Genomic DNA, 26,237 nt, shown 5'->3' with positions numbered 1-26,237 from the left:
GACATCTCAGTCAGCGTAGTTTTGCCGGTGGCGGGCATACGCTTTCGCGGCTGATCAGTTCGCATGCCAGTTCAATCCGGCGTGCGGGCATATCAATATCGGCGTTGGTCAGTCGGCAGGTTTCAATTAGCAAGTCCAAAGACAGGGCGCCGACTGATTGCATCGGAATTTTGACAGATGTCAGTGCGGGTGACATGTACTGGCCTTGCGGCAGGCCATCAATGCCGACCACTGAAACATCTTTGGGGACGTTGTAACCTTTGGCTTGCAGGGCGGAAACAGCGCCCACGGCCAGGATATCGCCTGCTGCGACAATGGCACTGAAGGACAGGTTGGTCTCAATGACCTCGGCAATGCGTTGGCTTGCGGCTTCGGCGGTCCAGTCATCGATATCGATCACATAGGCGGGATTGTAATGTTCGGCCATAGCATCGCGCCATCCTTCAAAGCGGCGCTGAATCGTGCGTCTGCCGGGACGGTTGAGAAACAGGATATGGCGGTGCCCCTGATTAATCAGATGTTTGGTTGCCAAAGATGCCGCAGATCGGTTGCATGGTGTGACCGAGCTTAGCTGCATTTCCGGATCATCACCGTTGACCAATACGGCGGGCATATCCGATACGCGCACAAAATCGAGTGTTGCGTCATCGACCGAGACGAGTAACAGACCAATCAAATCAGGAGCCTGCGCCGCCTTGTAGAGATCTTCGAAGGGTTGATTGGGCTGATAGATGTAAGATTCTATCCGTATATCCCGGCTTTCGGCGCGTTCCCGTACCCCTTCGAGAACATACATGGTGAATTGGCTGCGCTTGAAGTCGATCATCGCCTCTTGTGAGGAGACAATAAGGACTTTTTGTCCGGCAGCAGTGCTGGAAACGGCATAGTTCATTTCAATGGCAGCTGCGCGGATTCTGGAGGCGAGATGTTCCCTGACGTAGCCGTTGCCGCTTAGGGCACGTGAGACAGTTGCCGTAGAAACCCCAAGACGCGAGGCGATGTCACTGATTTTGGTGCGTCCACTGACTGCCATGTTCTTTCCTTTCCTGATTTCCATCAGTTTGTGGAATTTATTTACATATTGCACGAAAAATTTCTTGGTGTGATGTTTTTTTCTTGTATGGAGCAGGAAGCCACCTTCCTGTTTCTTCTAATTTATAAGTGCGCCGCTGAGAAAAGCAGTGGCTGAACGTGCAGGAACATCCTTAGGAGATATCTCGTGGCTATGGAACAACGCTATGGTGCCGGTCCCGATCAGATCAATGGAATGAACACGACCCAGTTACGCGAGAATTTTATGGTCGAGCGGCTCTTTACGCCGGGACAGATCAGCTTTGCGTATACTCATTTTGATCGGATGGTTGTTGGTGGTGCCGTGCCCACAGAGAAGGCGCTTAGCTTTGGTGATGGCAAAGATGTCGGAACGAACTTGTTCTTTGATGCACGTGAAATGGGGATCGCAAATCTTGGCGGTGCAGGCTGGGTCGAAGTCGATGGAATGCGCTATGACCTTGGGAACCGGGATGTTTTGTATGTTGGTCGCGGTGTGGAAGTCGTGACGATGGGGAGTATTGATGCAAAAAGTCCGGCGCGCTTTTACATGAACTCTGTCCCGGCCGGGCACTCTGTGCCGACGCGTCTGATCACCCGTGCCGAAGCCAAAGTCCTTGAGATGGGGGATACAGAGCAAAGTAATCGCCGTTCTCTGGCGATGTATATTCATCCAGAGGTCGCACCATCCTGCCTGCTGCTGATGGGGATTACCGATCCCGCAAAGGGTTCTGTCTGGAACACGATGCCGCCGCACCTGCATGAGCGTCGTATGGAGGCGTATTGCTATTTCGATCTTTCGGATGAAGATCGGGTTATGCACTTTATGGGGCGCCCTGATAATACCCGCCATCTGGTTGTAGCTAATGGCGATGTTGTCTTGTCTCCGGCCTGGTCTATTCACATGGGCGCCGGTACAGGACCTTATGGTTTCGTGTGGGGCATGACCGGGGAAAATCAGGAATATACTGATGTTTCGCCGGTTGCCATTAAGGAGCTGCGTTAAGTCATGCTGCTTAAATCCGGGGCATCTGTTCCTTACTGGCAGGTCACGTCACTTGAGGAACGGGCATATGATGTGGCGGACATGCCGATGGAAGGCGAGATGGATTCAACATTCTTCCTCACAAAGGAGAAGAATTTCATCCCGCATACCTATCCTTGCCGGACGGCTTATATTGCCGAACGCCGGGGGAAAGAGATTGTGGAATTACCTTTTCCTGACTGGCGCAAGGCGAGAAACATTTTACCAGGAGGATCACCGTTCCTTGATCTTTCGGGTTTTTGGTTTCGAGCAACTCATATTCAGGGTTGGGCCAGAACGGCGATCAATGCCATTGATGCGGGACCCGCCAGGTTGCGCTTGGGAATTTGCGGGGCCGCGCGTGTTTATGTGAATGAACAGGCTGTCGCCTGGCTTTCACCTGCCAGCCGTAACGCAATGGACGAGTTCGAGTTCGAGGCCAATCTGTTGCAGGGCCATAACGAGATTGCGGTTCAGTTTGAAGACCTGTGCGAGCGAGATGCGGTTATTCGCATTGCCCTTGTCTGGATTAGCGGACCAAAGGCCGAGGCTGGAAATTGTTTTCCGGCTGCAGCTGATACCGTGTCTGCGGTCGAGGCAGCTGTTGATGTCATGCATCTTGATCGAAAATTCTATGACAACGATGATATTTGGCTTGTCATGCCAGTGCCGTTTCCTGACAAGGTTTGCTGCCGGGTCAGGGTTGCCGGTCATTTCATGTCGCATGATCATGATGATGTGACGTTTGAAATTCCTGCGGGGGCCAATCGCGTGCGGCTGGCGTCTTCAAGTAATTTTCCGGCCGATTATCGGTATTTTGGATTTTCGTTCCAATGCGGCGGTTTTGAGTCCGAAGCGCGGCTTGGCGCGGAGGTCAGTCGGCGTTCTGTGACGGGGCCTGCACCTGAAAGCCTTGAGGCGCGCATTGCCGAGAGCCTTGCATGGATTGCAAAGAACGGTGAAACCGATACCGAGACCGCACTTGCCTGTGCTGCCGTCGGGGATGAGATGTCTTTGGCGCGCGCCGAGGCTATCATTGAAGAAGCTTTGCCCGGGATCGAGCAGTGCTTTGATTGTGCTGATTTTGCACTTGTTCCACTTTTGTGGACCCGCATTGTTTTTGCAGACCGGTTGTCGGACGCTTTGATTGAGCGTATCGATGCCACCATTCTGGAATTCCGTTATTGGATGGATGAACCGGGGAATGATGTTCAATGGTACTTCTCGGAAAACCATGCATTGTTGTTCCATACTTCTGCCTATCTGGCCGGCGATCTGTTGCCGCAGTCTCATTTCAGGCGCGCTGACCGTAACGGCATCGCACAGAAACAGGCGGGACTTGAACGCTTGATGGCGTGGTTCGATCACTTCGAAGCGGCGGAAATGGCGGAATTCAATTCCGGAACCTATTTCCCGATTGACCTTAAAGGATTGGCAGCCCTGTTTGCGCTTGCGCCTGACGATGTCATTCGAAACCGGGCATCCAAAGCCATTACGCGACTGGTCACCATGATTGCCAACTCGGCCCATCATGGCGTTATTACCGCGGCGCAAGGCCGAAGTTATGAGCATTCACTTTGTGTTGCTGATACTTTGGAGTTGAACGGGCTTGCCAGATTACTGTGGGGAAAAGGTCAGTTTGGGGCACATGTGAATTGTCTGGCCCAGATGGCTTTGGCATTGCGGGATCACGGGCTTGAGTTGCCAGATCTTGCCGATATTGCATGCTGGGAGAAAAGCGATACCGCGCAGGAATGGACTTTCTGGCAAGGCGAAAATGCGTTTTGCCGGCTGTATCACTACAAAACCAGTGAAACAGCGATGGGTAGTGCGGCACTTTATCGCTGGGGGGACTGGGGATATCAGGAAACGCTTCTTCAGGCCCGGATCGGACGTGAAGCGGGGGCCCAGATATTCATCAACCATCCCGGCGAAATTGTTCAGTCCGGTTTTGGACGGCCGTCTTTCTGGGGGGGATCAGCAAGTGTTCCACGTGTTCAACAATATCGTGATCTTGCGATAGTCCGGTTTGAAGGGGTTGCACCGCAACCCGATTTTACCCATGCATGGTTCCCCACATTGGCCTTTGATGAATGGCACCTTGACGGACATCGTGCGTGGGCACGCTCGGGCGACGGAGCGTTACTTGTATCGGCTTCGGGGGCATTGGAGCTTGTGAAAACAGGCGGATCGGCCGGACACGAGTTGCGTCTTTCCGGCCGTGATGGAACATGGGTTGTTCGATTGGGGCATGCCCGTGATTTGGCAAAGTTTGCCGCAAATCACGATCTCAGCGTTCACATCGATACCAACGGCACATATCGTATTGAAGATGCGCAATATGGCACGGTGCTGTTCCACCAGGACGGCGTTGTGTTAGCAGAAGGTCGCACCCTTGATCCTGCGGAATGGACGCTTGAGGGCGACCGCAAGGAATTGCCGATAGTTCAGTGAGGGAGCTGTGGCCTCCCGGCGGCTCCTGAATGATGAAGGCAGGAATGGCAGAAGTGCTGTTCCTGCCTTTTTTATATCTTTGCAGATTTTGGCATATTTTTTGATCTAACGATAAAAGCGGAATTGTTGTCAGCCAGATAGTTGGAGCGGGGCTTGTTTCCTGAACATAGGAAACTGTAGACCATATATCGGTTATGTAAGGGGAGGGGTTAATTGCACTCCTCCACAACCAACAAGGAAACCTGCCCTTCTTTTGCCCCCTCAGGAGCAGAATGGCATTATGTTATTGATAGAAATCGGGAATCAGGAGCGCAGGTGATGAGGGTCGGGATTGTCGGGGCCGGGATGGTGGGAAGTTCGGCCGGATATGCGCTGGCATTGATGGGACTTGCCAGTTCGGTTGTGCTGGTTGATCAGAACCATGATCTTGCCGTTGCACAGGCGCAGGATATTGCCCATGCCGTGCCCTTCATGTCTTCCACAATTGTCGAGGCCTCAGATTATGACGGTCTTGTCGGTGCAAAGATTGTGATCCTTGCTGCAGGTGTCAGTCAGAAACCCGGTGAAACCCGTCTGGCGTTGCTTGAGCGCAATGCGGCTGTCTTCAAGGATGTGGTTGGCAAGGTGTTGAGTGTCGCGCCTGATGCGATCCTTCTGATTGCGTCCAATCCCGTCGATATCATGACCCAGATCACCCAGCGCATTTCCGGATTGCCCGCAGGGCGGGTGATCGGATCCGGGACGATCCTTGATACTGCGCGGTTCAGAAGTCTTTTGGGACGGCATCTTGGGATTTCACCGCAATCGGTTCATGCCTATGTACTGGGCGAACATGGTGATAGCGAAGTGCTGGCCTGGTCCAATGCCAAGGTAGGGTCGTTGTCACTGGCCGAGATTGCTGCACAGGTTGGTGCCCCCATCACCCAGGATGTCAGGGTGTTGGTTGATGATGGTGTGCGCAATGCGGCCTATAAGATCATCAAGGGCAAGGGGGCGACCTATTACGGCATCGGAGCGGGGCTTGCGCGTATCGTCAAGGCGATCGCGCGCGATCAGCGTGATGTCCTGACGGTATCCTGCGTGACGAATGAGGTCGGCGAGGTCAGGGATGTTGCCTTGTCGATCCCGCGTGTGATCGGGGCAGATGGCATCTGTGCCGATCTGATGCCCGATCTGAATGATGACGAGCATGCAGGACTGGTAAAAAGTGCACGGCTTTTGAAAGGCTCAGTCGAGAGCATTGCACTTTAGGGAGACAGAAACCTTTTAATGATCGGGCATCCGCGCTAGTTTTGAGATGTCCCAACTCGCAAAGGTTTCCCGATGTCGGAATCCGGCCCGGTTTCATTTGATATCAGTTATGACCCGATGCCCGAAGAAGACGGCATTCGGGCATTCATTGCCAAATGTGACAGCTTTTTCCCGCCTGATGCAGTTGCCGCCGGTATAGAGCAGCAACGGATGTGGTATGGCGCGCTATGCGCGCAATTTGCATTTCCTCATCCCGATGGCATGCAGGTTGAGGATGATGAGATCGGGGATGTTCCGGTGCGTCATTATCGTCCGGCCAGGGTCACATCGGAGCATCGAATTCTTTATATGCATGGTCGCGGCTTTGTCGTTGGTTCCCGCGACAGTCATGATGCAATCTGTGCCGACATTGCCCAAGCCGCAGAGGCAGAGCTGACATCGGTCGAATATCGACTGGCGCCGGAATATGTCTGGCCGGCCCAGCACGAAGATTGTCATCGGGTGATGCAAAGCTTTCTGATGGCGGGCAGGAAGATTGTTCTTGTCGGGGATAGTGCCGGCGGCATGCTGGCCGCAGGACTGGCTGTCCGTGCCCGTGAGGATGGCTTTGGTGATCGGGTTCTGGGGCAGGTCCTGATTTATCCGGCATTGGGTGGGGATTTGAACTGGCCAAGTTATGGCCAGATGGCCAATGCGCCGGGGCTGAGCACGGATGACGTCATCTATTACCGTGATGTGCTTAAGGCGCCGATGGATGATCCGTATGCCCATGCCCTGTCGGTGGATGATTTGCGCGGACTGCCCGCAACATACATTACGGCGGCCTATTTTGACCCGTTGCGTGATGACGGGCGGGAATATGCGGCCAGACTGGCCCGTGCTGGGATTTCAGTGCAATATCGCGAGGAGCCGCAAATGGTTCATGGCTGGCTTCGGGCCCGAAAAATGAGTGCCGGAGCAAAAGACGCGTTTAGCAGATTATGCGCAGCCATCCAGACCATGGCGGCGCAAGGCTGATCTTTCAGGCAATGAAGCACGACAATAGACAAGGACCGGAAATCCGGTCTTTTTTTTATGTTTTGGGTGTTAGAAAATTTTTTGTCGGCTTCTTTCAGGTTAATGGATTATTTGTGAAAGATTTCATTGGGATGTTTGATAAATAAACGGGGGTAAAGATGTCTTTTATATTCCGTTCTCTGGCGGGGTATTTTTAGAGGTTTACCAAATTCTCATGAATTTTGAGGTTTTTTGATTTATTTTCAACGAGCTGTTATCATCTCTGGACTGTAATTTCGACCGAAGGCCATTTGCCAATATTGGCGCGCGCACAACGGAGGAATGAATGTATCAGAAGATGCTGGTGCCTGTTGATCTGGCCCATATCGAGAAACTCGACAAGGCCGTAAAGACGGCCACTGATCTGGCAGCGCATTACAAGGCAGAGATTTGCTTTCTTGCCGTGGGGACGAATACCCCGTCCGAGGTTGCCCATAATCCCAAAGAATTTGAACAGAAGATCTCGGTCTTTGCAGAAGATGTGAGCCGCAAGTCGGGTATTGCAACCTCGGCTGTTGCTGAAATCGCGCATGATCCGGCCGTTGACCTTGGCAAGATACTCGTCAGCAAGGCCGATGAATTGGGGGCGGATGTCATTGTGATGGCATCACATGTGCCAGGTGTCGCGGATCATATTTTTTCATCGCATGGCGGATATGTCGCATCGCACTCGGATCATTCTGTGTTCCTCGTGCGTTAAACAACCGAGCCTTTGTGCAAAGACGGCTAGGGGTAGCTGTTTCTTCACCAATCTAGGGAGTTTGAAATGGGGGCAGAAGCTGATACGGGCATTGAAAGCCCGGATGGTGCAGCGAACCCGATCGATACCGATTATGAAATCGGGCAAGACAATATTCAGACCGAGATCGGACCATTTGGTCTTGATGTGCATAACCCGGTATTCCTTGTTTCCGGGTTGGCCATTGTCGCATTCGTTTTCCTGACTCTGGCCTTTCAGAGCAGTGTCGGGCCGATGTTTAATGATCTACGCGGCTGGCTGACATCGACTTTTGACTGGTTCTTCCTGTCAGCAGCCAATGTTTTTGTGATTTTGTGTCTGTTTCTGATTGTTTCGCCGCTTGGACGTGTGCGTCTTGGCGGCGCAGATGCGGTACCGGATTATTCCTATTCCGGCTGGTTTGCGATGCTGTTCGCAGCTGGCATGGGCATTGGTCTGATGTTCTATGGCGTTTCCGAGCCGATCTCGCATTTCACCTCTTCTATGGGTGGGGTTGCGGTTGGCGATGACGGCTTGCGTACCGACTGGGCCCCATTGGGGGCGGCGGCCGGTGATCCGGATGCAGCCTTTGATCTGGGTATGGCTGCAACCATTTTCCATTGGGGACTTCATCCCTGGGCAATTTACGCAACCGTTGCACTGGCGCTGGCGCTGTTTTCGTTTAACAAGGGGCTGCCATTGACCATGCGGTCGGTATTCTATCCGATCTTTGGCGAGCGTGTTTGGGGATGGACCGGTCATGTGATCGACATTCTTGCGGTGTTTGCCACTTTGTTTGGTCTGGCAACATCGCTTGGTTTCGGGGCAGAACAGGCCAATGCCGGGCTTGATTTCCTGTTTGGCATTCCGGTTACGGATGGATCAAAGGTCTTTCTGATTATCGCGATCACGGGTGTTGCCCTGATTTCAGTTCTGGCGGGGCTCGATGCCGGGGTCAAACGGCTGTCAGAAATCAATATGGTGCTGGCCGCGCTGCTGCTGGTGTTTGTTGTTCTGGTTGGTCCGACGATGGAAATCATCAAGGGGTTCTTCACCTCCCTTGTGGCCTATGTCGAATATTTGCCCGCCCTTTCAAATCCGGTCGGGCGGACGGATGCCAATTTCAGCCAGGGCTGGACATCATTTTACTGGGCCTGGTGGATTTCCTGGTCGCCGTTTGTCGGCATGTTCATTGCCCGTGTCTCGCGCGGACGCACCGTGCGTGAGTTTATCACCTGTGTCCTGATCATTCCGTCGCTGGTGTGTGTGTTCTGGATGACCGCTTTTGGCGGGACAGCGGTTCATATGGTCAGTGAAGGTGTCACCGCAATTGCCGAGGCGGGCCTTCCGATCAAGCTGTTCACGATGCTTGAACAATTGCCGATGCATGCAATCACCTCGTTTCTTGGCATCGTTCTGGTGATTGTTTTCTTTGTGACGTCATCAGATTCCGGATCGCTTGTGATTGATACCATCACAGCAGGCGGCAAGGTCGACGCCCCGGTGCCCCAGCGCGTTTTCTGGTGCACCTTTGAAGGGCTTGTGGCGATTGCATTGTTGCTGGGCGGCGGGCTTGGTTCCTTGCAGGCGATGGCTGTGTCAACGGGCTTTCCGTTTGCGATTGTACTGCTGCTGGCCTGTTATTCGATTATTCAGGGCTTACGAAGCGAGCCGCATGCGGTCGGACCCAAGTCCGAGGCAACTCCAAGCGAAGACTAGGACCGTCTCGTTTGGGTAATCTTGCCAGTCAACGTAGAAGGGCGCCAAATGGCGCCCTTCTTTTTGGGGATGATGAACGGCAAACCGTCGCCAAGCTGATTGGCTCAGGGGGCCGTCGGCGCAAATGTCATTACAGCTTTTCCGCTGCCATCAAGCAGAACAAGATTGCCGTCTGAAAGGGTCCAGCTCGCTACCTGCCCGGTTGCAGCATTAAATGCGGTTTCGATTTCCATCGCACCATTGACGCACATCTTTCGGGTTGCCCCCAGCGGGGAGAAAGTCAGCTGATCCGCCGTTTGGGTGTATGTTCCGAAGTAATTGTTGCAGCCTGACGATCCACTTACCTTGCCGTCAGCCGCAAATAGCGCACTTGGCTGGATCGGGGCTGTCGGGGTCAGGGTCTTGTCCCCGTTTGTCAGCATGGTCAGTTGCCAGTTCTTGCCGGTTACATTCGACCAATCGGCTGTCATGTCGGTTTGTCCGGTTGTGTTGCAGGCCGACAGGAACAATGTCGCGGCCACAGCCATGGAAGAAAACACGATTGGTTTGATGTTGCGCATGTTCGGTATCCTGTGTTGATCGTTGTCCCGTGTCATTGCATGTCAATGAACTGTGCCCGTTACAGGAACGGCTGGAATGTAAATATTCACGTTATTCGGGAAGTCTGAAACACGTTTGCGGCAAGATTTTAGCACAAAGTCAGATATTTATAAGCCTCAGAAAATGGGCCGGGGCAAAGATCACCCGTTAAAACTTCTTTGCCTGAGGGCGGGGCTTGCGACTATTGTCAGGGTACCCGCCACTGGCTGCTCAAGCCGTAATCCAAGGTCCAGATCCCGATGAAGATATCACTCGCAGATGCCCACACCCTTGTTCGTACGACTTTGATGCGCTGCAATGTCGCTGAAAAAAATGCAGCATCGGTTGCCACTGCATTGGTCAATGCCGAGGCGTCCGGGCAGGGCGGGCATGGTTTCAGACGTGTTCCGGCCTATTCGGCACAAGCCCGTGCAGGCAAGGTCGACGGACAGGCGACACCGGTTATGGAGAAAACGGCACCCGGGGTGCTACGGATTGACGCCCAATACGGGTTTGCCTATCCCGCACTTGATCTGATGATGGATCATTTGCCGGACATGGTGCGCTCACAGGGAATAGCTATTGCCTCTATTCACAAGTCCCATCATGCGGGGGTGATGGGGCTGACGGTCGAACGGTTGGCAGAGCAGGGGCTGGCCGCAATGATGTTTGCCAATGCGCCGGCGGCAATGGCCGCCTGGGGCGGGCGTCGTCCGATGTTTGGCACAAACCCGATCGCCTTTGGTATCCCGGTCGGGGATGCAGGTGATCCGATCATCATTGATCTGGCATTGTCAAAGGTGGCGCGGGGCAAGATCATGGCGGCCAAACAAAAAGGTGTCGAGATTCCCGATGACTGGGCGCTCGACCCTGATGGCAACCCGACAACTGATCCGGTCAAGGCACTTGACGGTACGATGGTTCCGGCGGGCGGGGTCAAAGGGGCGGCCCTTGCCATGATGGTGGAACTGTTGGCCGCCGGTTTGACCGGGGCGCAGTTTGGTCACCAGTCTTCATCACTGTTTGATGACAAGGGCAAGCCACCAGCACTTGGGCAGATGATTATCGCAATAGACCCGATCGCAACCGGCGGTGTTGGGGTTATTGATCATCTTGCCGAGATTGCAAACGAGATCTCGGCCGAAGATGGCGTTCGTCTTCCGGGGCGTCGCGGCAAGTTGGCGCAGCTTTCAGCCCAGACCGAAGGTCTGGAAATCGAAGATGACGTGATTTCAGCGATCAATGACATAAAATAATACTGTTGGAATCAGACGATTAATTTGTGAATTTTACGGAGTTTATCACGGTGAAAATGAAAAATATTTTCGTCTAATCTTGTTTTGGATAATTTAATTTTTAAATTTTCACAATTTGTGACGGTATTTATTTTTAGATATGACGTGATAATTTGATTTAATATTTGATGTATAGACAAGTTTGATTGTTGTTGGCGGGAATTAGCCCTCGGAATCATCGAACTGTAACATCAGTGTCACTGTAGAGTCGCCGTTCATGCGTAGTTTCTTCATCCAGCGAAACACATGCAGGCGATTTCTTGATGCTGGTTGTAGACATCTCTGGACTGAACAAAAGCTTTACCCGTGACAAGCGCGCGCTAAGCGACGTCAGGTTGCAGGTACGCGAAGGCGAAATGGTGGCGCTGATTGGCGCATCGGGTTCAGGAAAATCGACACTCATCCGTCACATCGCCGGTTTGCTGCGCGGAGATCGCGATGGCGGCAAAATCGTCGTGTTTGGCGAAACCATTCAGGAAAACGGCAAGATTTCGCGCGGTGCGCGCAAGGTGCGTGCAGAAATCGGCGTTGTCTTTCAGCAATTCAACCTTGTTAGCCGACTGTCGGTTTTAACCAATGTGCTGATGGGGCTTTTGGGGCGGGTGCCGGCCTGGCGCGGGTCGCTTGGTCTGTTTACCAAATCCGAAAAAATGCGTGCCATGGCAGCTTTGCATCGTGTCGGCATTGATGCACATGCGACCAAAAAAGCCCGCAATCTTTCCGGTGGCCAGCAACAACGTGCAGCGATTGCACGCACAATCACACAAGGTGCGCGCCTGATCCTTGCTGACGAGCCGATTGCGTCACTTGATCCAGCCTCGTCGCGGAAGGTAATGAACACGCTTGATCGCGTTAATCGCGAAGACAATGTCACCGTGATCGTATCGCTTCATCAGGTCGACTACGCCAAGGATTATTGTAAACGCACCATCGCCATGCGCGATGGTGTTGTCGTTTTTGACGGACCTTCGACCCAGTTGACGCCGGAATTCCTGCGCGAACTTTACGGCGAATATTCTTCCGAGCTTTTTGCAGATGGTTCCGGGGACGAACAACGTCCAGCGGCTGAGCCGGTTGCGAAAAAGGATCTGGCTGTGGCGCAAAGCTAGCCGGGTCACCTTATGACTGCCTTGCCTCATCGAAACACGTCCAATTCATATCTGACAGGGGACTTCCTATGATCCGTAAGACAATTGCATCCGCAGCTCTGGCTGCAACCTTGCTTGCATCCGGTATTGCAGCGGCTGATGTTGAGTACAAGCCGCTCGAACAGGACCCGGAGAAACTGGTATTCGGTTTCATCTCGACTGAGTCGAGCTCCAACCTCAAAGCCCAGTGGCAGCCGATGATCGACGACATGGAAAAGGCACTCGGCAAGGAGATCGAGGCATTCTTTGCGCCGGATTATGCTGGCATCATCGAAGGCATGCGTTTTGGCAAGGTTCATGTTGGCTGGTTCGGTAACAAGTCGGCAATGGAAGCCGTTGATCGTGCGGGTGGCGAAGTTTTCGTTCAGACCTCGAAATCCGATGGCACCAATGGTTATTATTCCCACATCATCACCCAGGCAGATAACGACAAGCTCAATACGCTTGCCGATATGCTGAAATGTGATGGTTCGCTGAATTTCGGTATCGGTGATCCGAACTCGACTTCGGGCTTCCTGGTTCCGACTTATTACGTTTTTGCCCAGAACGGTGTCGATCCGAAAGATTGCTTCAAGACCGTTCGTAATGCGAACCATGAAACCAATCTGATGGCGACGGCCAACAAGCAGGTTGATGTTGCAGCCAACAACTCCGAACAGCTTGCCCGTACCAACATGAACAAGCCGGAAATCACCGACAAGGTCAAAGTCATCTGGACCTCGCCGCTGATCCCGTCTGATCCGATGGTTTATCGCAAGGACCTGTCACGCGAACTGAAATCCGAAATCAAGGCATTCTTCCTTGGTTATGGTCGTATGGGTGACGTTGAAGGTGCCAACAAGGTTCTGGCTGGTATCCAGGACGGTATGGGCAAATTCATGGAAAGCTCGAATGCTCAGCTTTACCCGATCCGTCAGCTGGCACTGTACAAAGACAAGCTGAAAATCCAGAACACCGAAGAACTGTCCGCTGACGAGAAAGCAGCTCGCGTTGCTGATATCGACAAGAAACTGGCAGAACTCGATATCCTCGTTTCCTACGAGTAATCGGCCTTTTGACAGGGAGCACGCGCAAAGTGTGCTCCCTGTTTGCATTTACCATCCGGGATTAACACGATGAACAGCAGCATTTCTTCCGCATCATCTGTCGCGACGGCCATCCCGCCGCGGGATTTGAAACGGTCTGCGTCAAGCTTCCTGCTTTGGGCCGTTATTCTTGGTCTTCTGGCCATGTCGTGGGAAGGTGCGGATATGCGTCCCATGGCCCTGTTTGAAAACAGTGGCAATATGGTCGATTTTGCCGAGGGGTTCTTTCCACCGGACTTCCTGATGTGGAAGACCTATGTCGAAGAAATGTGGATCACGATCCAGATCGCGATCTGGGGGACGGCGCTATCCATCGTCTGTTCCATCCCGTTTGGAATTCTGTCTTCTGAGAATATCGTACCGGTCTGGGTGTATCAGCCTGTGCGTCGCCTGATGGATTCCTTCCGTGCGATCAACGAAATGGTCTTTGCCATGTTGTTCGTTGTTGCGGTTGGTCTGGGGCCGTTTGCCGGTGTGCTTGCGCTGTGGATTCATACGACCGGTGTTCTTGCCAAATTGTTCTCCGAGGCGGTTGAGGCGATTGATCCCGAACCGGTCGAGGGCATTCGCGCAACGGGTGCCAATGCACTGCAGGAAGTTATTTTCGGGGTGATCCCGCAGGTGCTTCCGCTCTGGATTTCCTATTCGCTGTACCGTTTTGAATCCAATGTACGCTCGGCCACTGTTCTGGGGATTGTTGGCGCCGGTGGCATCGGTATGGTGCTGTGGGAATATATCCGCGGCTTCTATTATGCGGAAACGGCTGCGGTCATGATCATCATCATCATTTCGGTCAGCCTGCTTGATATGGTTTCCCAGCGTCTGCGCAAACTGGTGACCTGAATAAATGAGATTTCAAATTTCGCAGGCCAAGCCTGCCATGAAGTCCCTGTCGGAAACGCCGACGATTGATGCCAGTGCGACGGTTGTCGATAGCGAAATGGGTGTCTGGACCGAAGTTGGCCCACGGACATCCATGCGCGAAACGAAAATGGATGATTACTCCTATGTCGTGAATGATAGCGAGATCATCTATTCCGATATCGGGAAGTTCGTGAATATCGCGGCCCATACCCGGATCAACCCCGGACAGCATCCGATGGACCGCGCGTCGATGCATCACTTTCAGTATCGATCAAGCGCCTATGAGCTTGGCGATGATGATCCGGCCTTCTTTGACTGGCGCCGTGAAAAGCGCGTCAGACTTGAACATGATGTCTGGATCGGGCATGGGGCGATTGTTCAGGGTGGTGTCACAATTGGCATCGGGTCCGTTGTCGGATCGGGGGCCGTGGTGACCAAGGATGTTGCACCATACACCATCGTAACCGGTATTCCGGCCTGTCCACTGCGCCCCAGGTTCGAAGCCGATATCGTTGATGCCCTTTTGCGCATCCAATGGTGGGATTGGTCCCATGAGATGTTGCGTGAACGACTAAGCGATTTCCGAACGCTTCCGGTGCGCGATTTTTGTCTGAAATATGATACTGTCTGACGCTGTAAGTCAGGAAAACTTGAGATCGCGCCGGGAAGGAATTCTTCGGCGCTTTTTCGTGAAACTTGATGTTGCGCTGCGTCGTAACTGTTTCCAAGATGGGGCTTGGCCTCGCAATCTATCAAAGAGAAATCATGTCTGATTATCAGCGTTACGCACTTTACTATGCTCCGTCGTCACAAAGTGCGCTTGGGCGGTTCGGGGATGCCTGGCTGGGGCGTGATGCGGAGACGGGGAATGACATTGCGCGTCTTGCAATAGACGGACTGGACGGGGGCGAGATCGTTGCTGCAACAACCTCGCCGGTGCGGTACGGATTTCATGGAACGCTCAAACCGCCCTTTGCACTGAAGGATGGGCAAACCCGATCTGGTCTTGAGGTCGCGATCAACGATCTTGCCGTGCGGCTCACACCGGTTCGCTGCGGACCATTGACCCTGAAAGCAATTGGCCGGTTTCTGGCGCTGGTTCCAACGGAACCGGTTGGGGAACTTGGCGAACTTGCGGCATCACTGGTGCGCGTCCTTGATGACTTCCGCAAGCCCGAAGACGAAGCGGCGATGAACAAGCGCCGTGCGGTTGGGCTTACGGATCGGCAGGAAGCCTGTCTGGTGCAGTGGGGCTATCCCTATGTGATGGAGGAATTTCGCTTCCATCTGACCCTGACCAACAAACTTGATGAGGAGCAGGCGCAAAGATTTGAAACAGCCTTGCGGCCGGTTGTTGCCCCGCTTTGTCAGGACCCGTTTATCGTTTCCGATATCTGCCTGTTTGGCGATCCGGGTGATGGAAAACCGTTCCGGTTCCTGAAAAGATTTTCGCTTGGGGGATAGCAAAAATGCTGCAGCAAAAACTGCAGCATTTTTTTTGCAAGTTCAGTGCGTCGCGGAAGGATCTATGCCCGATTGGCGATTGCCTGATCAATCTTGATCGCGGCAATGAAGCGGGCGATACCGGTTTCAAGGTCGGCATCATTATCGACATGAACGATATTGTTGCCATCAACCTGATAGGCCGATGCACGCGCAAGGCGACGTTCGATATCAAGGGCATCTTCGCGGCCACGTGCTTCAAGGCGCTTGCGCAACACATCGCGATTGGCCCGAATGTTCAGAACCCGAACATGATCATGTCCAAGCAATGCACAGGCATCATCAATCACACTGCGTGACACATTGACGATCACGGTTTTGCCATGTGCGACATCATCCTGCACATGGCGCGGTATGCCATAGCAAAGATCATGTGCCTTCCAGCTTAAAAGGAAGGCCCCCTGTCGGGCCATCTGGCTGAAATCCTCGGGCCGGACCGGAATATGGATCTCGCCAACCGATCCGGCCGGACGGGTGATGCAGCGCCGTGGAAAGCAGATATGACCAACGCCCTTAAGACGTTCGCGTGCTGCATCAAGAAGGGTGTCCTTGCCAACGCCACTTGGGCCGACGACAAGGACAAGAAGTCCGGTTTTTGCGATGCCATCCTGTGCATGGCGATCGGTCATGACACGCGCACACCTTCACGCCAGACACCACGCACAATCGGGTGGTGTGGTGAATGATGCACCCGGATCAGGTCGCCACGTTTTCCGGTGGCAATTTCACCACGATCCGTCAGATCAACTTGCGTTGCGGGATTAAGCGAAACGGTGCGAATGGCACGCGGCAGATCATAGCCATCAAAATCATCAAACAGTTTCATCGCCCCATGCAGCAAGCTGTGCGGGACATAGTCACTTGAAATGATGTCAAGATAGCCATTCTTTGCCAGATCGCCCGCCGCGACATTGCCGCTATGTGACCCGCCGCGTACAAGGTTCGGTCCCCCCATCATCACACCAAGACCTGCTTCGTGCGAAGCCCTGGCGGCTTCAAGCGTGGTCGGGAATTCGGCCACGGTCATCTTGTCCTGAACGGCCTCGGCAACATGTTCGACGGTTGCGTCATCATGGCTTGCAAGGGCAAGGTTCCTGGCGTGCGCCAGATCCACGACATGACGACGATGCTTGACGGAATAAAGTTCGGAATCGCGTTTGCGCGATGCGATGAACTTGCGCATTTCTTCGTCGCTCATGCCGTATTTGCCCTGATAATAGGTGTAATAGGCATCAAGGCTGACGAACTGACGCTGACCCGGGGTGTGATCCATCACCGAGAGCATCTTGACCAAAGGCAGATCAACCAGATTATCAAGTGCCTCGATCAAGCCGCCATAGGATGTTTCACACCGCAGATGCAGTTTGTGATCTGCACGTAGCAACTTGTTTTCAAGGGCATGCTCAAGGGCGGTGACCGATTCAATCAGACGTTCGATACGTTCTGAACCGTCGGTCACATCGCCAACCGAAATCGCATCAAAAACCGTGGTGATCCCGGCACTGGCAACCTGATTGTCGTGGGCGATAACGGCCGCTGTGGCCGGCCAGCGGGTTTTCGGGCGCGGGGTCAGATGCTTCTCAAGGTTGTCGGTATGAAGTTCGACCAGGCCGGGCATCAGGTAATCGCCATCCATGTTTTCGGCACCCGGAATGTTTGATGGCCGATCAGACACATCAACAATCATTCCGTCCTTTATCTGGATGGCACCATCAATGACCTCATTTGCCAGAACGAGTTTGGCATTGGTAAAAATCTGTTCAGTCATTGGCCCCAACTTTAAACGAAGTCACATCAAACGATCCGGTGCAGACCGCATCGCGGGTTTCATGGTCATGGAAGATACCGGCAATTGCGGCGCCGCGTCCCTTGGCTTCTTCAATCAACGCCAAAACAGTGGCACGATTTTGGGCGTCAAGCGATGCGGTCGGTTCATCAAGCAGCATGACCGGATAATCGGCAATAAAGCCGCGCGCAATATTCACGCGTTGTTGCTCGCCCCCGGAAAAGGTCAGCGGTGAAAGCTGCCACAGGCGTTCAGGAATACGAAGCCGGGTCAAAAGATCGCGCGCCTTGTCCATCGCAATCTCGCGGGCGGTGCCCAGTGCAACAAGCGGTTCGGCGACGATTTCAAGGGTCGGAACACGCGGGATCACGCGCAGGAACTGGCTGACATAACCCATCGTGCGTTTACGCACCTCAAGGATCGAATGCGGGCTGGCCGTGGTGATGTCCAGCCAGTCACCATCATGGAACACCTTGATGGACCCTTCTGAACATGTGTAATTGGCATAAAGCATGCGCATAAAGGTACTTTTCCCCGAACCCGATTCACCGGTCAGCGCAATGCATTCTCCGGCTGACAGGGTGAATTCCACACCTTGAAAAACCGGAATGGTCACGCTGCCCTGGGTATGGAGCGTAAAGCTTTTGCCAACGTTTTGAGCATGAAGCATTTCAGACATTTTCTCGCCCCGGTCAGTTCTGAAGAATGGAAGAAACAAGCAACTGCGTATAGGGATGCTGCGGGTCATCAAGAACCTGATCGGTCAGACCATGTTCAATCACCTTGCCCTGCTGCATTACCATCAGCCGGTGCGAAAGAAGCCTCGCAACTGCCAGATCATGGGTGACGATAATCACCGCAAGATTAAGGTCGTGAACCAGCCCGCGCAGCAGATCGAGCAATCTGGCCTGAACAGAGACATCAAGGCCACCCGTGGGTTCGTCCATGAAGACGAGACGCGGGCTGGTTACGAGGTTACGGGCAATTTGCAGACGTTGCTGCATGCCGCCCGAAAAGGTTGATGGCAGATCATCAAGGCGCTCGGATGCAATTTCGACCTTGCCAAGCCAGCTGTCGGCGTTGCTGCGGATATTGGCGTAATGACGATCCCCGATTGCCATCAGGCGTTCGCCAATATTGGCCCCGGCACTGACATTCATGCGCAACCCGTCACGCGGGTTCTGGTGAACAAATGCCCAGTCGGTGCGCATCAACAGACGACGCTGGGCTTCGGACATCTGGTAAACATCGCGCACGCCATCAATGCGGGTGTGGTATTCCACTGTCCCCTTGGTTGGTTCCTGCTGGGCGGAAATGCTGCGCAGCAAAGTGGATTTTCCCGAACCGGATTCCCCCACAATGCCAAGTACTTCACCGGGGCGCAGTTCAAAGCTGACATCCTTGCAACCAACCCGGTCGCCATACATCATGGTCAGGTTGTTAACGCGCAAAAGCGGATCAGTCATCTGGGTCATTATTCTGCTGCCTTTTCGCGTGATGCATTGCCAAGAGGTTGGTCGTGATGTTGCGGGCCGCGATGGCCTGCTTCCTGTCGCTCGGCACAGTAATCGGTGTCCGAACAGACAAACATCCGGTTGCCTTGATCATCGAGAATGACTTCATCAAGGTAACTGTCATGTGCACCACACATGCCGCATTCGTCTTTCCATGTCTGGACTTCGAACGGGTGGTCCTCGAAATCGAGGCTTTTGACCTTGGTGTAGGGCGGCAGGGCATAGATGCGTTTTTCGCGCCCGGCCCCAAACAGCTGAAGGGCCGCCATATTGTTCATTTTCGGATTATCGAACTTCGGCGTTGGTGATGGGTCCATCACATAGCGATCATCGACCATCACCGGATAGGCATAGGTGGTGGCGATGTGGCCATGGCGTGCAATATCTTCATAAAGTTTCACATGCATCAGGCCGTATTCTTCAAGCGCATGCATCTTGCGTGTTTCGGTTTCGCGCGGTTCAAGGAAACGAAGTGGCTCGGGGATCGGTACCTGATAGACAAGAACCTGATCTTCGCGCAGTTCCTTTTCCGGGATGCGGTGGCGGGTTTGAATGATCGATGCCTCGGCGGTCTTTTCGGTCGTCGCGACATTTGCCGTCTTGGCAAAGAACTGACGGATCGAAACTGCATTGGTGGTGTCATCCGCCCCCTGATCAATGACTTTAAGGGTATCATTCGGGCCAATGACGGCGGCGGTCACCTGCACGCCGCCCGTGCCCCAGCCATAAGGCATCGGCATTTCACGACCGGCAAACGGAACCTGATAGCCCGGAATTGCGACGGCCTTAAGAAGGGCACGCCGGATCATCCGTTTGGTTTGTTCATCAAGATAGGCGAAATTATAGGCCGTTGCCCCATCCGCCGGATTATTCGCAAGTTGTTCCATGGAATTACTCCGCGGCTTCGGGTTGGGATTTCGCTTCATCGGCTTCAAGCTTGGCCAGTCTTTCTTCGACTTCGGCCCGCATGCGACGGACAAGTTCAAGTTCGCCCTGAAAATCGACGTAATGCGGCAGCTTGATATGTTCGACAAAGCCGGTCGACTGGACATTGTCGCTGTGTTCCATGACGAACTCGCTGTCCTGTGCCGGGCCCATGATCTGTTCGCCCATTTCATCGGCGCGCATGGCGCGATCAACCAGCGCCATGGAAATCGCCTTGCGCTCGTTCTGGCCAAAGACAAGGCCATAGCCACGGGTAAATTGCGGAAGCTTCGTCTTCGATCCCTTGAACTTGTTGACCGTTTCACATTCGGTCAGTTCGATATCGCCGATATCAATGGCAAAGCCGAGTTCTTCGGGCTCGATCTCAACCGATACGGTGCCATAGCGGATTTCACCGACAAAGGCGTGGCTGTTGGCATAGCCGCGCTGGGTTGAATAGCCAAGGGCAAGGACAAAGCCCTCATCGCCGCGGGTCAGGTTCTGCAAACGAAGGTCTCGACCAGCCGGGAACTTGATCGGTTCGCGCGTCAGGTCGGCGACCGGCGCGGTGTCATCGACCGGTACCGGTTCATCCTGAATAAGGCCTTCGTAATTCAGTATGTCATCCAGAACGCGCGGCATGTTTTCATCGACCGGATGTTCGCCACTTGGTGCATCAAGCGGGTCTTCACTATTTGCCATCAGGGTGAAATCGAGAAGGCGATGGGTATAGTCAAAGGTCGGGCCCAAAATCTGACCGCCCGGGAGGTCTTTGAACGTTGCCGAAATGCGGCGGGACACATCCATATCCGCGGTCCTGATCGGTTTGGAAAAGGCAAAGCGCGGCAATGTCGTGCGATAGGCGCGCATCAAAAAGATCGCCTCGATCAAATCACCGCGTCCCTGCTTGATGGCAAGGGCGGCCAGATCGCGGTCATAAAGCGATCCTTCGGCCATGACCCGGGTGACGGACAGCGACAATTGCTGTTCGATCTGATCGGTTTCGATCTCGGCAATTTTCTTGTCGCCACGGCGCTGTTCGGCAAGCAGCCGGTGGGCATTGTTGATGGCGCGTTCGCCACCTTTAACGGCAACATACATGGTTAAATGACCTCAATCCGGGTGGTGCGCGAAAGGGCGGCAATCTTGGTCGGGCTTGCGAAAATCACATCAACCCCGCACGGGAACATGTGATGGTTTTCCGCACGCCATGCGTGGAAGCTTGCGGGCAGTTTTTTGATATCAAGATCATGGCTGTCCTTGATCCCCGGTCCGGTCAGTTTCATGGCCGGGGCGTTGGAAATCTCATCAACCATCAGGATCAGGGTTGCCGATTGATCAGGATATTCAGCATTGCCAACCGAAAGGTGGGTGATGAAGGAAAGATCATCATCAATGCGGGCGACTGCGAAATCGGCCTTGGCTACGTCATCGCTGATCGGGCAACCGCAATGGAATTTCAGATGATCCGTTGCGGCCTTGGTCACGCAGGTTGGCGATAACCATATGGTGGTGTCCATATCGGCCATGGCAAGAAGGGTGGCGGTGGTGGTTGCATTCAGGCCATCGGGTGTCGCCACCGAAACGGGCACATCATAGATGCGCCCCGGACGGGACAGGGCATCTAGCAGAACACGAAAAACCGCATTGGAATCAAATGCGGCATGGTCAAAGCCCGGCAGCAGCTCGCTTGTCTGGGATTGCAGGGTCATTCGTCTTCTCCGCGGACAAGGGTAAAGAAATCAACTTTGGTGGCCGCGACCTTGCGCGCATGTTCGTGTTTGGCATTGGCCTGTGCGGCGGCAAGATCATCAATGAAATCGCAGGCCGATCCATCGCGCAGCATGATTGCATCAAACAGGGCGGCATATTGTGCCTGCAACCGGTCGCGGCCTTTGACATAGGAATGGCCGACAGTGCCGTCAGACAGGGTCACGGCACAGCGCGTGACAGTCATTTCACCCAGATTGAAGCGCTGTCCGGCACCGCCAGCACGACCGCGTACCATGACCATGCCGATTTGTGGTTCGCGCAAATGGGACCATTTCACGTCGCTATAGGTATCAGCCCATTTTGTTTCCAGCACCGTACGCGGCGTGCGGGCAAGAACCGACATCCAGCGCTGCCTTGCGGCAGTCACACCATCAACGGCCTTTGTCTGGGGGGGATTCAATGGATTGTGATCCTGGCCGGGCCCAGCGGTCTGGGCAGTTTGCGCCGTCATCTGTCTGATCCTTTTTCAAGCATGTCGACAAATTTAAAATTTGTCTAGACGTCTATACATATTCACGTTATAAGACGATTTATCGACTTTGGCAAAGGTCTTGCGGTGAAAGTTTTGTGAATGGGAAATGAGATGGATTGGGAGCCGGGGCTATCTATCTGGAAGCAAATTGAAAAACAGCTTCTTGCCGATATCGCGGAAGGTGTGTTTTCACCGGGGGACAAGATGCCGACCGAGATGGAACTTGTCCGTCGTTTCGGAGTGAATCGCCATACAGTGCGCCGGGCAATGGCGGCACTTGTCGATACCAATGTGGTCCGCGTTGAACAGGGGCGTGGTGCCTTCGTTCAGGAACAAATTCTTGATTATCCGTTGGGATCAAAAACCCGTTTCTCGCAAATTGTCTCGGGGCGTCATCGCCTGCCCGACAAACGACTGATCTCTTCAGAAGTCCTGAAGGCCAGTGTCACGGTCGCGCAGTTTCTTGATGTCAAACCGGGCACGCGCGTGATCGAGCTGTTTTCGGTATCGGAGGCCGATGGTGTGCCGCTTGCGGTGGCGACAAGCTACCTTCCGGCGGCGCGCTTTGACGGGATTGTCGAAATATTCGCCCAGACCAAATCCCTGACCGAGGCCCTGAAACGGTTCGGGATTGATGATTACAGCCGCAAGACGACCCGCATTTCTGCAACCTTGCCATCATCGCGTGTGGCAAGCCTGCTAAAACAGGCCAAGAACCGACCGGTTATCTCGACCGAAAGTGTCGATATCGATTCAGCCGGGGTGCCGATTGAATATGGTGTGACGGCCTTTTCGAGTGATCGCGTGCAATTGATTGTCGAATAATCGAGCCTTTCAGTCCCCGCCCGCAAGGTGCGGAAAATAAAAGTGAGTTAACTAACTATCTCCGGGGTACTAGATTCAGCGACCGTCGATAATACATATACGCGTCAATATTCCCGACCGGGACGGGCTTTATAGACCGGGAAGCTGAGCTTGAATTTGATGGCGCAGGCCCGCAGCATGAACGCACAGAAAAATGCGATGAAGGCAACGGGGCCGCGTGGCAAATCAAGAAGGGCTGTGCCCACGACATAGATGCTCGCGCCCAGAAGTGCGCAGCTGATATAGATTTCCGGACGCAAGATCAGCGGGATTTCGTTACAGACCACGTCGCGAACCATGCCGCCAAAGGTCGCGGAAATCATACCCAGAATGATCGCGACAAGTGGCGAAACCCCAAGGTTAAGCCCGATTGCTGCACCGGTGACACCAAACATGGCAAGACCCAGCGCATCAAGCCAGATCAGGGCGACATAACGTCGTTCAACAAGATGTGCAGTGAAATAGGTAAACACCGCAGCCCCGATGCATGTCACCACCCAGGCCGGATCGCGGATCCAGAAAACCGGCGTTGCCCCGGTAATCACATCGCGTACCGTACCGCCCCCGATCCCTGTAAATGTCGCAATCAGAATGAAACCGACAACATCCATCTGACGTCGGGATGCTTCCAGCGCGCCGGTAATTGCAAAAACCGCAACCCCCGCCAATTCAAGCCAATAGATAATCTGGGTAATGGTCATGACGTCCTGTCTAGCTTGTCTGTTGCGGAAGCGGGCGTTTGGTCGGTGTGCGCAACTTGGCAGCAACCACGTCTTCAAGCTGGTTGCGCAGCCATCGATGCGACGGATCATGCTGATAGCGTTGATGCCAGCACATATAGATCGGCAGATCAATCGTACCGGCCCGAAGTGTTGATAAAGGAACTTGGCTGCGGGCAAAGTCGCGCAGGGCATGTTGCTTTAGCAGGCTTGGCAATGTTGCGATCATCTGACTGCCCCGCAGAAATTCGGCAATGGCCGTGAAATTCGGCACCCGCAATACGATGTTACGATCAATCCCCTGATTTTCAAGAAGATCATCGAATTCAAGTGTGCGGTTATTGCCATATCTGACGGTGATATGGCGCGCTGACAAATAGTCATCCTGACTGGTCGGGGCTTCGCGCATGTCAGGGTCATAAAAGACCATATAATGGTCGGTCAGAAGCCGTTTCTGAACAATATCGACACCTTCGGGCGGGCGCGGCGAAATCAGAAGATCACAGCGGTTTTCGCGCAACAAGGCGGGGCCCGGCAAAAGCGACGGCACCACGGTCATGCGAATGTCGGCAAGCTGGCCTTGCAAGCGTGAAAACAGGCTTGGCAGTAAAAGATCTCGCTGCAGATCATTTGCGGCAATCGTCAAAGTCATCTCGGCTGCTTCGGGATCGAAATCCGCCCCGCTGGCAAAGGCCTGCATCTGATCAAGAAGAAAGCGTGCCTGTTCGGCCAGGCTTTGGGCATGGGCCGTTGCAACAATTCCGCGCCCGGATTTGGTGAAAAGCGGGTCACGCATGATCCGGCGCAGCTTGGTCAGATTGTGACTGACTGCTGACTGGGTGACGCCAAGCCGCTCGGCGGCGGCTGTTACCGATCCTTCTTCAAGGACGGCAAGAAACAGTCGCAAAGCATGACCGTCCAGTTCCAAATGATCGAAATTACTCATGAGTTAGATGATAAATCATGCATTTATTTTATGCAATCGGCTGCGCAGGATGATCACAAGACCGGCAAGAACCGGTTTGTTCATTTTGCGGAGGAAGATCTATGGAATTCTATCAGCGTGACAGAACGCTTCAGCCAGCGGGCTATACCCCGATTTACAAGACATCGGTAGCGCGGTCCCCGCGTCAGGCAATGTTGTCATTGCAGGGGTCCCTGTCGGAAACCACTGGCCCGGTGTTCGGTCAGAATGAATTGGGGCCGCTTGATAACGATCTGATCCGCAATTATGCCAAGGATGGTGATCCGATTGGCGAGCGTATTATTGTGCATGGGCGTGTTCTTGATGAAAACAACCGCCCGGTTCCCCATACGCTGGTGGAATTCTGGCAGGCAAATGCCGGTGGCCGTTATCGCCACAAGAAGGATACCTATCTTGCCCCGATTGATCCGAATTTCGGCGGATGTGGTCGCGCGCTAACCGACGAGAACGGCTATTATTTCTTCCGCACCATCAAGCCGGGCCCTTACCCCTGGCGCAACTACGTCAATAGCTGGCGTCCGGCCCATATCCATTTCTCGGTCTTTGGGTCCGGCTTTGCGCAGCGTCTGATCACCCAGATGTATTTCGAAGGTGATCCGCTGATCAAGGAATGCCCGATTGTCCATGTTATCCCGGATGAAGATGCGATCAACCGTCTGATCGCGCCGATTGATCTGAACGGATCAATACCGCTCGATACCATTGCCTACAAATTTGACATCGTTCTGCGTGGTCGCCGTTCGACCCTGTTTGAAAACCGTCTGGAAGGGAACTGATCCATGGTGCAGTCACTTGATTATCTCAAAGAAACCGCATCCCAGACGGCGGGGCCCTATGTTCATATCGGACTGATCCCCAAACAGGCCGGCTTTGATATTTTTGAAAACAACTTCACCAATATCATGGCCGATGAAAACACCCGGGGTGAACGGATCATCATCGAAGGCAGGGTGATTGACGGAACAGGCACGCCGCTTCGCGATGCGCTTCTGGAAATCTGGCAAGCCAATTCAGACGGGCGCTATAACCATGAACTTGACCGTCAGAAGCAAGGCCAGATCGACGAGCGTTTCCGTGGCTGGGGCCGTGCAGGGACCGATTTCGATACCGCTGTCTATCGGTTTGAAACCATCAAGCCCGGCGTGGTATCGGGGCGCAATGGTCTGGATATGGCCCCGCATATCAATTTCTGGATTGTCGCACGTGGCATCAATATCGGGTTGAACACCCGGATGTATTTTGCCGATGAGCAGGAAGCGAATGCCACTGATCCGGTCCTGAACCTGATTGAGCAAACCGAACGACGCAAAACCCTGATTGCCAACCGTGATGATAGCGGTCCTGTGCCGGTCTATCGGTTCGACATTGTTTTACAGGGTGAAAACGAAACCGTGTTTTTCGATGTCTGACGGGCGTTTAAACCGGCATTCTGGCTGATTTTAAGGAATGGCAGT

The 26,237-nt window shown here is 53.7% G+C and carries 27 protein-coding genes; 15 read left to right on the top strand and 12 right to left on the bottom strand.

Translation table 11 applies throughout. The annotated features are described in order from the left end of the window. Positions 1 to 10 precede the first annotated feature (10 nt). On the bottom strand, positions 11 to 1,033 hold the full coding sequence (locus ACTU44_RS21620; RefSeq protein WP_114096958.1) for a LacI family DNA-binding transcriptional regulator: 1,023 nt from the start codon (positions 1,031 to 1,033) through the stop codon (positions 11 to 13). A 192-nt stretch (positions 1,034 to 1,225) separates the two neighbouring features. Here ACTU44_RS21620 and kduI point away from each other — a divergent pair, with 192 nt between their 5' ends. The 6 genes from kduI to ACTU44_RS21590 all read left to right on the top strand — a co-directional run bounded on the left by kduI (position 1,226) and on the right by ACTU44_RS21590 (position 9,272). Next, positions 1,226 to 2,056, top strand: a complete 831-nt coding sequence (gene kduI / locus ACTU44_RS21615; protein WP_462097446.1) for a 5-dehydro-4-deoxy-D-glucuronate isomerase — start codon at positions 1,226 to 1,228, stop codon at positions 2,054 to 2,056. Between the two features lie 3 nt (positions 2,057 to 2,059). Then, positions 2,060 to 4,528: a hypothetical protein gene (locus tag ACTU44_RS21610; RefSeq protein ID WP_462096348.1), complete on the top strand. Its 2,469-nt coding sequence runs from the start codon at positions 2,060 to 2,062 to the stop codon at positions 4,526 to 4,528. Between the two features lie 318 nt (positions 4,529 to 4,846). Further along, on the top strand, positions 4,847 to 5,779 hold the full coding sequence (locus ACTU44_RS21605) for an L-lactate dehydrogenase (protein WP_462096347.1): 933 nt from the start codon (positions 4,847 to 4,849) through the stop codon (positions 5,777 to 5,779). Positions 5,780 to 5,851: 72 nt separating this feature from the next. Next, positions 5,852 to 6,796: an alpha/beta hydrolase gene (locus tag ACTU44_RS21600; protein ID WP_462096346.1), complete on the top strand. Its 945-nt coding sequence runs from the start codon at positions 5,852 to 5,854 to the stop codon at positions 6,794 to 6,796. Between the two features lie 325 nt (positions 6,797 to 7,121). Next, positions 7,122 to 7,535 carry a universal stress protein gene (locus ACTU44_RS21595; protein ID WP_336083300.1) on the top strand — a complete coding sequence of 138 codons (414 nt, stop codon included), beginning with the start codon at positions 7,122 to 7,124 and terminating at the stop codon, positions 7,533 to 7,535. Positions 7,536 to 7,601: 66 nt separating this feature from the next. Then, positions 7,602 to 9,272 (top strand): BCCT family transporter, encoded by a 1,671-nt coding sequence (locus ACTU44_RS21590; protein ID WP_462096345.1) that lies wholly within the window; start codon positions 7,602 to 7,604, stop codon positions 9,270 to 9,272. A gap of 104 nt (positions 9,273 to 9,376) precedes the next feature. Here ACTU44_RS21590 and ACTU44_RS21585 read toward each other — a convergent pair whose 3' ends face one another. Next, complete coding sequence (locus ACTU44_RS21585; protein ID WP_462096344.1) at positions 9,377 to 9,832, bottom strand: META domain-containing protein; 456 nt, start codon at positions 9,830 to 9,832, stop codon at positions 9,377 to 9,379. A 279-nt stretch (positions 9,833 to 10,111) separates the two neighbouring features. Here ACTU44_RS21585 and ACTU44_RS21580 point away from each other — a divergent pair, with 279 nt between their 5' ends. The 6 genes from ACTU44_RS21580 (at position 10,112) to ACTU44_RS21555 (ending at position 15,707) form a co-directional block, all read left to right on the top strand. Then, the gene (locus ACTU44_RS21580) at positions 10,112 to 11,107 is read left to right on the top strand and encodes an Ldh family oxidoreductase (RefSeq protein ID WP_462096343.1); all 996 of its coding nucleotides are present in this window, start codon (positions 10,112 to 10,114) and stop codon (positions 11,105 to 11,107) included. A 302-nt stretch (positions 11,108 to 11,409) separates the two neighbouring features. After that, complete coding sequence (gene phnC / locus ACTU44_RS21575) at positions 11,410 to 12,255, top strand: phosphonate ABC transporter ATP-binding protein (protein WP_336083292.1); 846 nt, start codon at positions 11,410 to 11,412, stop codon at positions 12,253 to 12,255. Between the two features lie 68 nt (positions 12,256 to 12,323). After that, positions 12,324 to 13,340, top strand: coding sequence for a phosphonate ABC transporter substrate-binding protein (gene phnD, locus ACTU44_RS21570; protein WP_114096968.1), 1,017 nt, complete (start codon positions 12,324 to 12,326; stop codon positions 13,338 to 13,340). Positions 13,341 to 13,409: 69 nt separating this feature from the next. Next, a complete protein-coding gene (gene phnE / locus ACTU44_RS21565) occupies positions 13,410 to 14,222 on the top strand; it encodes a phosphonate ABC transporter, permease protein PhnE (RefSeq protein ID WP_114096969.1) in 813 nt (270 codons plus the stop codon). Between the two features lie 4 nt (positions 14,223 to 14,226). Beyond that, entirely contained in the window at positions 14,227 to 14,874 is a 648-nt protein-coding gene (locus ACTU44_RS21560; protein ID WP_462096342.1) for an LbetaH domain-containing protein, read from the top strand. 134 nt (positions 14,875 to 15,008) lie between these two features. After that, positions 15,009 to 15,707 carry a DUF1045 domain-containing protein gene (locus ACTU44_RS21555; RefSeq protein WP_462096341.1) on the top strand — a complete coding sequence of 233 codons (699 nt, stop codon included), beginning with the start codon at positions 15,009 to 15,011 and terminating at the stop codon, positions 15,705 to 15,707. A gap of 62 nt (positions 15,708 to 15,769) precedes the next feature. On the opposite strand, the gene phnN is transcribed toward ACTU44_RS21555, so the two are convergent. From phnN to phnG, 8 genes are read right to left on the bottom strand one after another with little or no spacing between them, the layout of a single operon-like run. After that, positions 15,770 to 16,375, bottom strand: coding sequence for a phosphonate metabolism protein/1,5-bisphosphokinase (PRPP-forming) PhnN (phnN, locus tag ACTU44_RS21550; protein WP_462096340.1), 606 nt, complete (start codon positions 16,373 to 16,375; stop codon positions 15,770 to 15,772). After that, positions 16,372 to 17,514 carry an alpha-D-ribose 1-methylphosphonate 5-triphosphate diphosphatase gene (locus ACTU44_RS21545; protein WP_462096339.1) on the bottom strand — a complete coding sequence of 381 codons (1,143 nt, stop codon included), beginning with the start codon at positions 17,512 to 17,514 and terminating at the stop codon, positions 16,372 to 16,374. The genes phnN and ACTU44_RS21545 overlap by 4 nt, the downstream gene beginning before the upstream one ends. After that, positions 17,507 to 18,211 carry a phosphonate C-P lyase system protein PhnL gene (phnL, locus tag ACTU44_RS21540; protein WP_220150275.1) on the bottom strand — a complete coding sequence of 235 codons (705 nt, stop codon included), beginning with the start codon at positions 18,209 to 18,211 and terminating at the stop codon, positions 17,507 to 17,509. The genes ACTU44_RS21545 and phnL overlap by 8 nt, the downstream gene beginning before the upstream one ends. Before the next feature lie 13 nt (positions 18,212 to 18,224). Continuing rightward, positions 18,225 to 19,007: a phosphonate C-P lyase system protein PhnK gene (phnK, locus tag ACTU44_RS21535; protein WP_462096338.1), complete on the bottom strand. Its 783-nt coding sequence runs from the start codon at positions 19,005 to 19,007 to the stop codon at positions 18,225 to 18,227. Further along, positions 19,007 to 19,933 carry an alpha-D-ribose 1-methylphosphonate 5-phosphate C-P-lyase PhnJ gene (locus ACTU44_RS21530; protein ID WP_114096973.1) on the bottom strand — a complete coding sequence of 309 codons (927 nt, stop codon included), beginning with the start codon at positions 19,931 to 19,933 and terminating at the stop codon, positions 19,007 to 19,009. The genes phnK and ACTU44_RS21530 overlap by 1 nt, the downstream gene beginning before the upstream one ends. A 4-nt stretch (positions 19,934 to 19,937) precedes the next feature. Beyond that, positions 19,938 to 21,071, bottom strand: coding sequence for a carbon-phosphorus lyase complex subunit (locus ACTU44_RS21525; protein WP_114096974.1), 1,134 nt, complete (start codon positions 21,069 to 21,071; stop codon positions 19,938 to 19,940). Positions 21,072 to 21,073: 2 nt separating this feature from the next. Further along, on the bottom strand, positions 21,074 to 21,682 hold the full coding sequence (phnH, locus tag ACTU44_RS21520; protein WP_114096975.1) for a phosphonate C-P lyase system protein PhnH: 609 nt from the start codon (positions 21,680 to 21,682) through the stop codon (positions 21,074 to 21,076). Beyond that, on the bottom strand, positions 21,679 to 22,143 hold the full coding sequence (phnG, locus tag ACTU44_RS21515; protein ID WP_462096337.1) for a phosphonate C-P lyase system protein PhnG: 465 nt from the start codon (positions 22,141 to 22,143) through the stop codon (positions 21,679 to 21,681). The genes phnH and phnG overlap by 4 nt, the downstream gene beginning before the upstream one ends. 183 nt (positions 22,144 to 22,326) lie before the next feature. Between phnG and phnF the strand changes: the two genes are divergently transcribed. Beyond that, positions 22,327 to 23,040: a phosphonate metabolism transcriptional regulator PhnF gene (phnF, locus tag ACTU44_RS21510; RefSeq protein ID WP_258548611.1), complete on the top strand. Its 714-nt coding sequence runs from the start codon at positions 22,327 to 22,329 to the stop codon at positions 23,038 to 23,040. Positions 23,041 to 23,144: 104 nt separating this feature from the next. On the opposite strand, the gene ACTU44_RS21505 is transcribed toward phnF, so the two are convergent. Both ACTU44_RS21505 and ACTU44_RS21500 read right to left on the bottom strand, forming a co-directional pair. Continuing rightward, a complete protein-coding gene (locus ACTU44_RS21505) occupies positions 23,145 to 23,780 on the bottom strand; it encodes a trimeric intracellular cation channel family protein (protein WP_114096978.1) in 636 nt (211 codons plus the stop codon). Between the two features lie 10 nt (positions 23,781 to 23,790). After that, positions 23,791 to 24,744: a LysR family transcriptional regulator gene (locus ACTU44_RS21500; RefSeq protein WP_114096979.1), complete on the bottom strand. Its 954-nt coding sequence runs from the start codon at positions 24,742 to 24,744 to the stop codon at positions 23,791 to 23,793. A gap of 101 nt (positions 24,745 to 24,845) precedes the next feature. Here ACTU44_RS21500 and pcaH point away from each other — a divergent pair, with 101 nt between their 5' ends. Beyond that, positions 24,846 to 25,559 (top strand): protocatechuate 3,4-dioxygenase subunit beta, encoded by a 714-nt coding sequence (gene pcaH, locus ACTU44_RS21495; protein ID WP_114096980.1) that lies wholly within the window; start codon positions 24,846 to 24,848, stop codon positions 25,557 to 25,559. 3 nt (positions 25,560 to 25,562) lie between these two features. Then, on the top strand, positions 25,563 to 26,192 hold the full coding sequence (gene pcaG / locus ACTU44_RS21490) for a protocatechuate 3,4-dioxygenase subunit alpha (RefSeq protein ID WP_114096981.1): 630 nt from the start codon (positions 25,563 to 25,565) through the stop codon (positions 26,190 to 26,192). Positions 26,193 to 26,237: the final 45 nt, after the last annotated feature.

It is taken from the genome of Thalassospira sp. SM2505, from assembly GCF_054901115.1.
The sequence above is the reverse complement of the archived record's forward strand: the minus strand, read 5'-3'. Positions and strand labels throughout refer to the sequence as shown.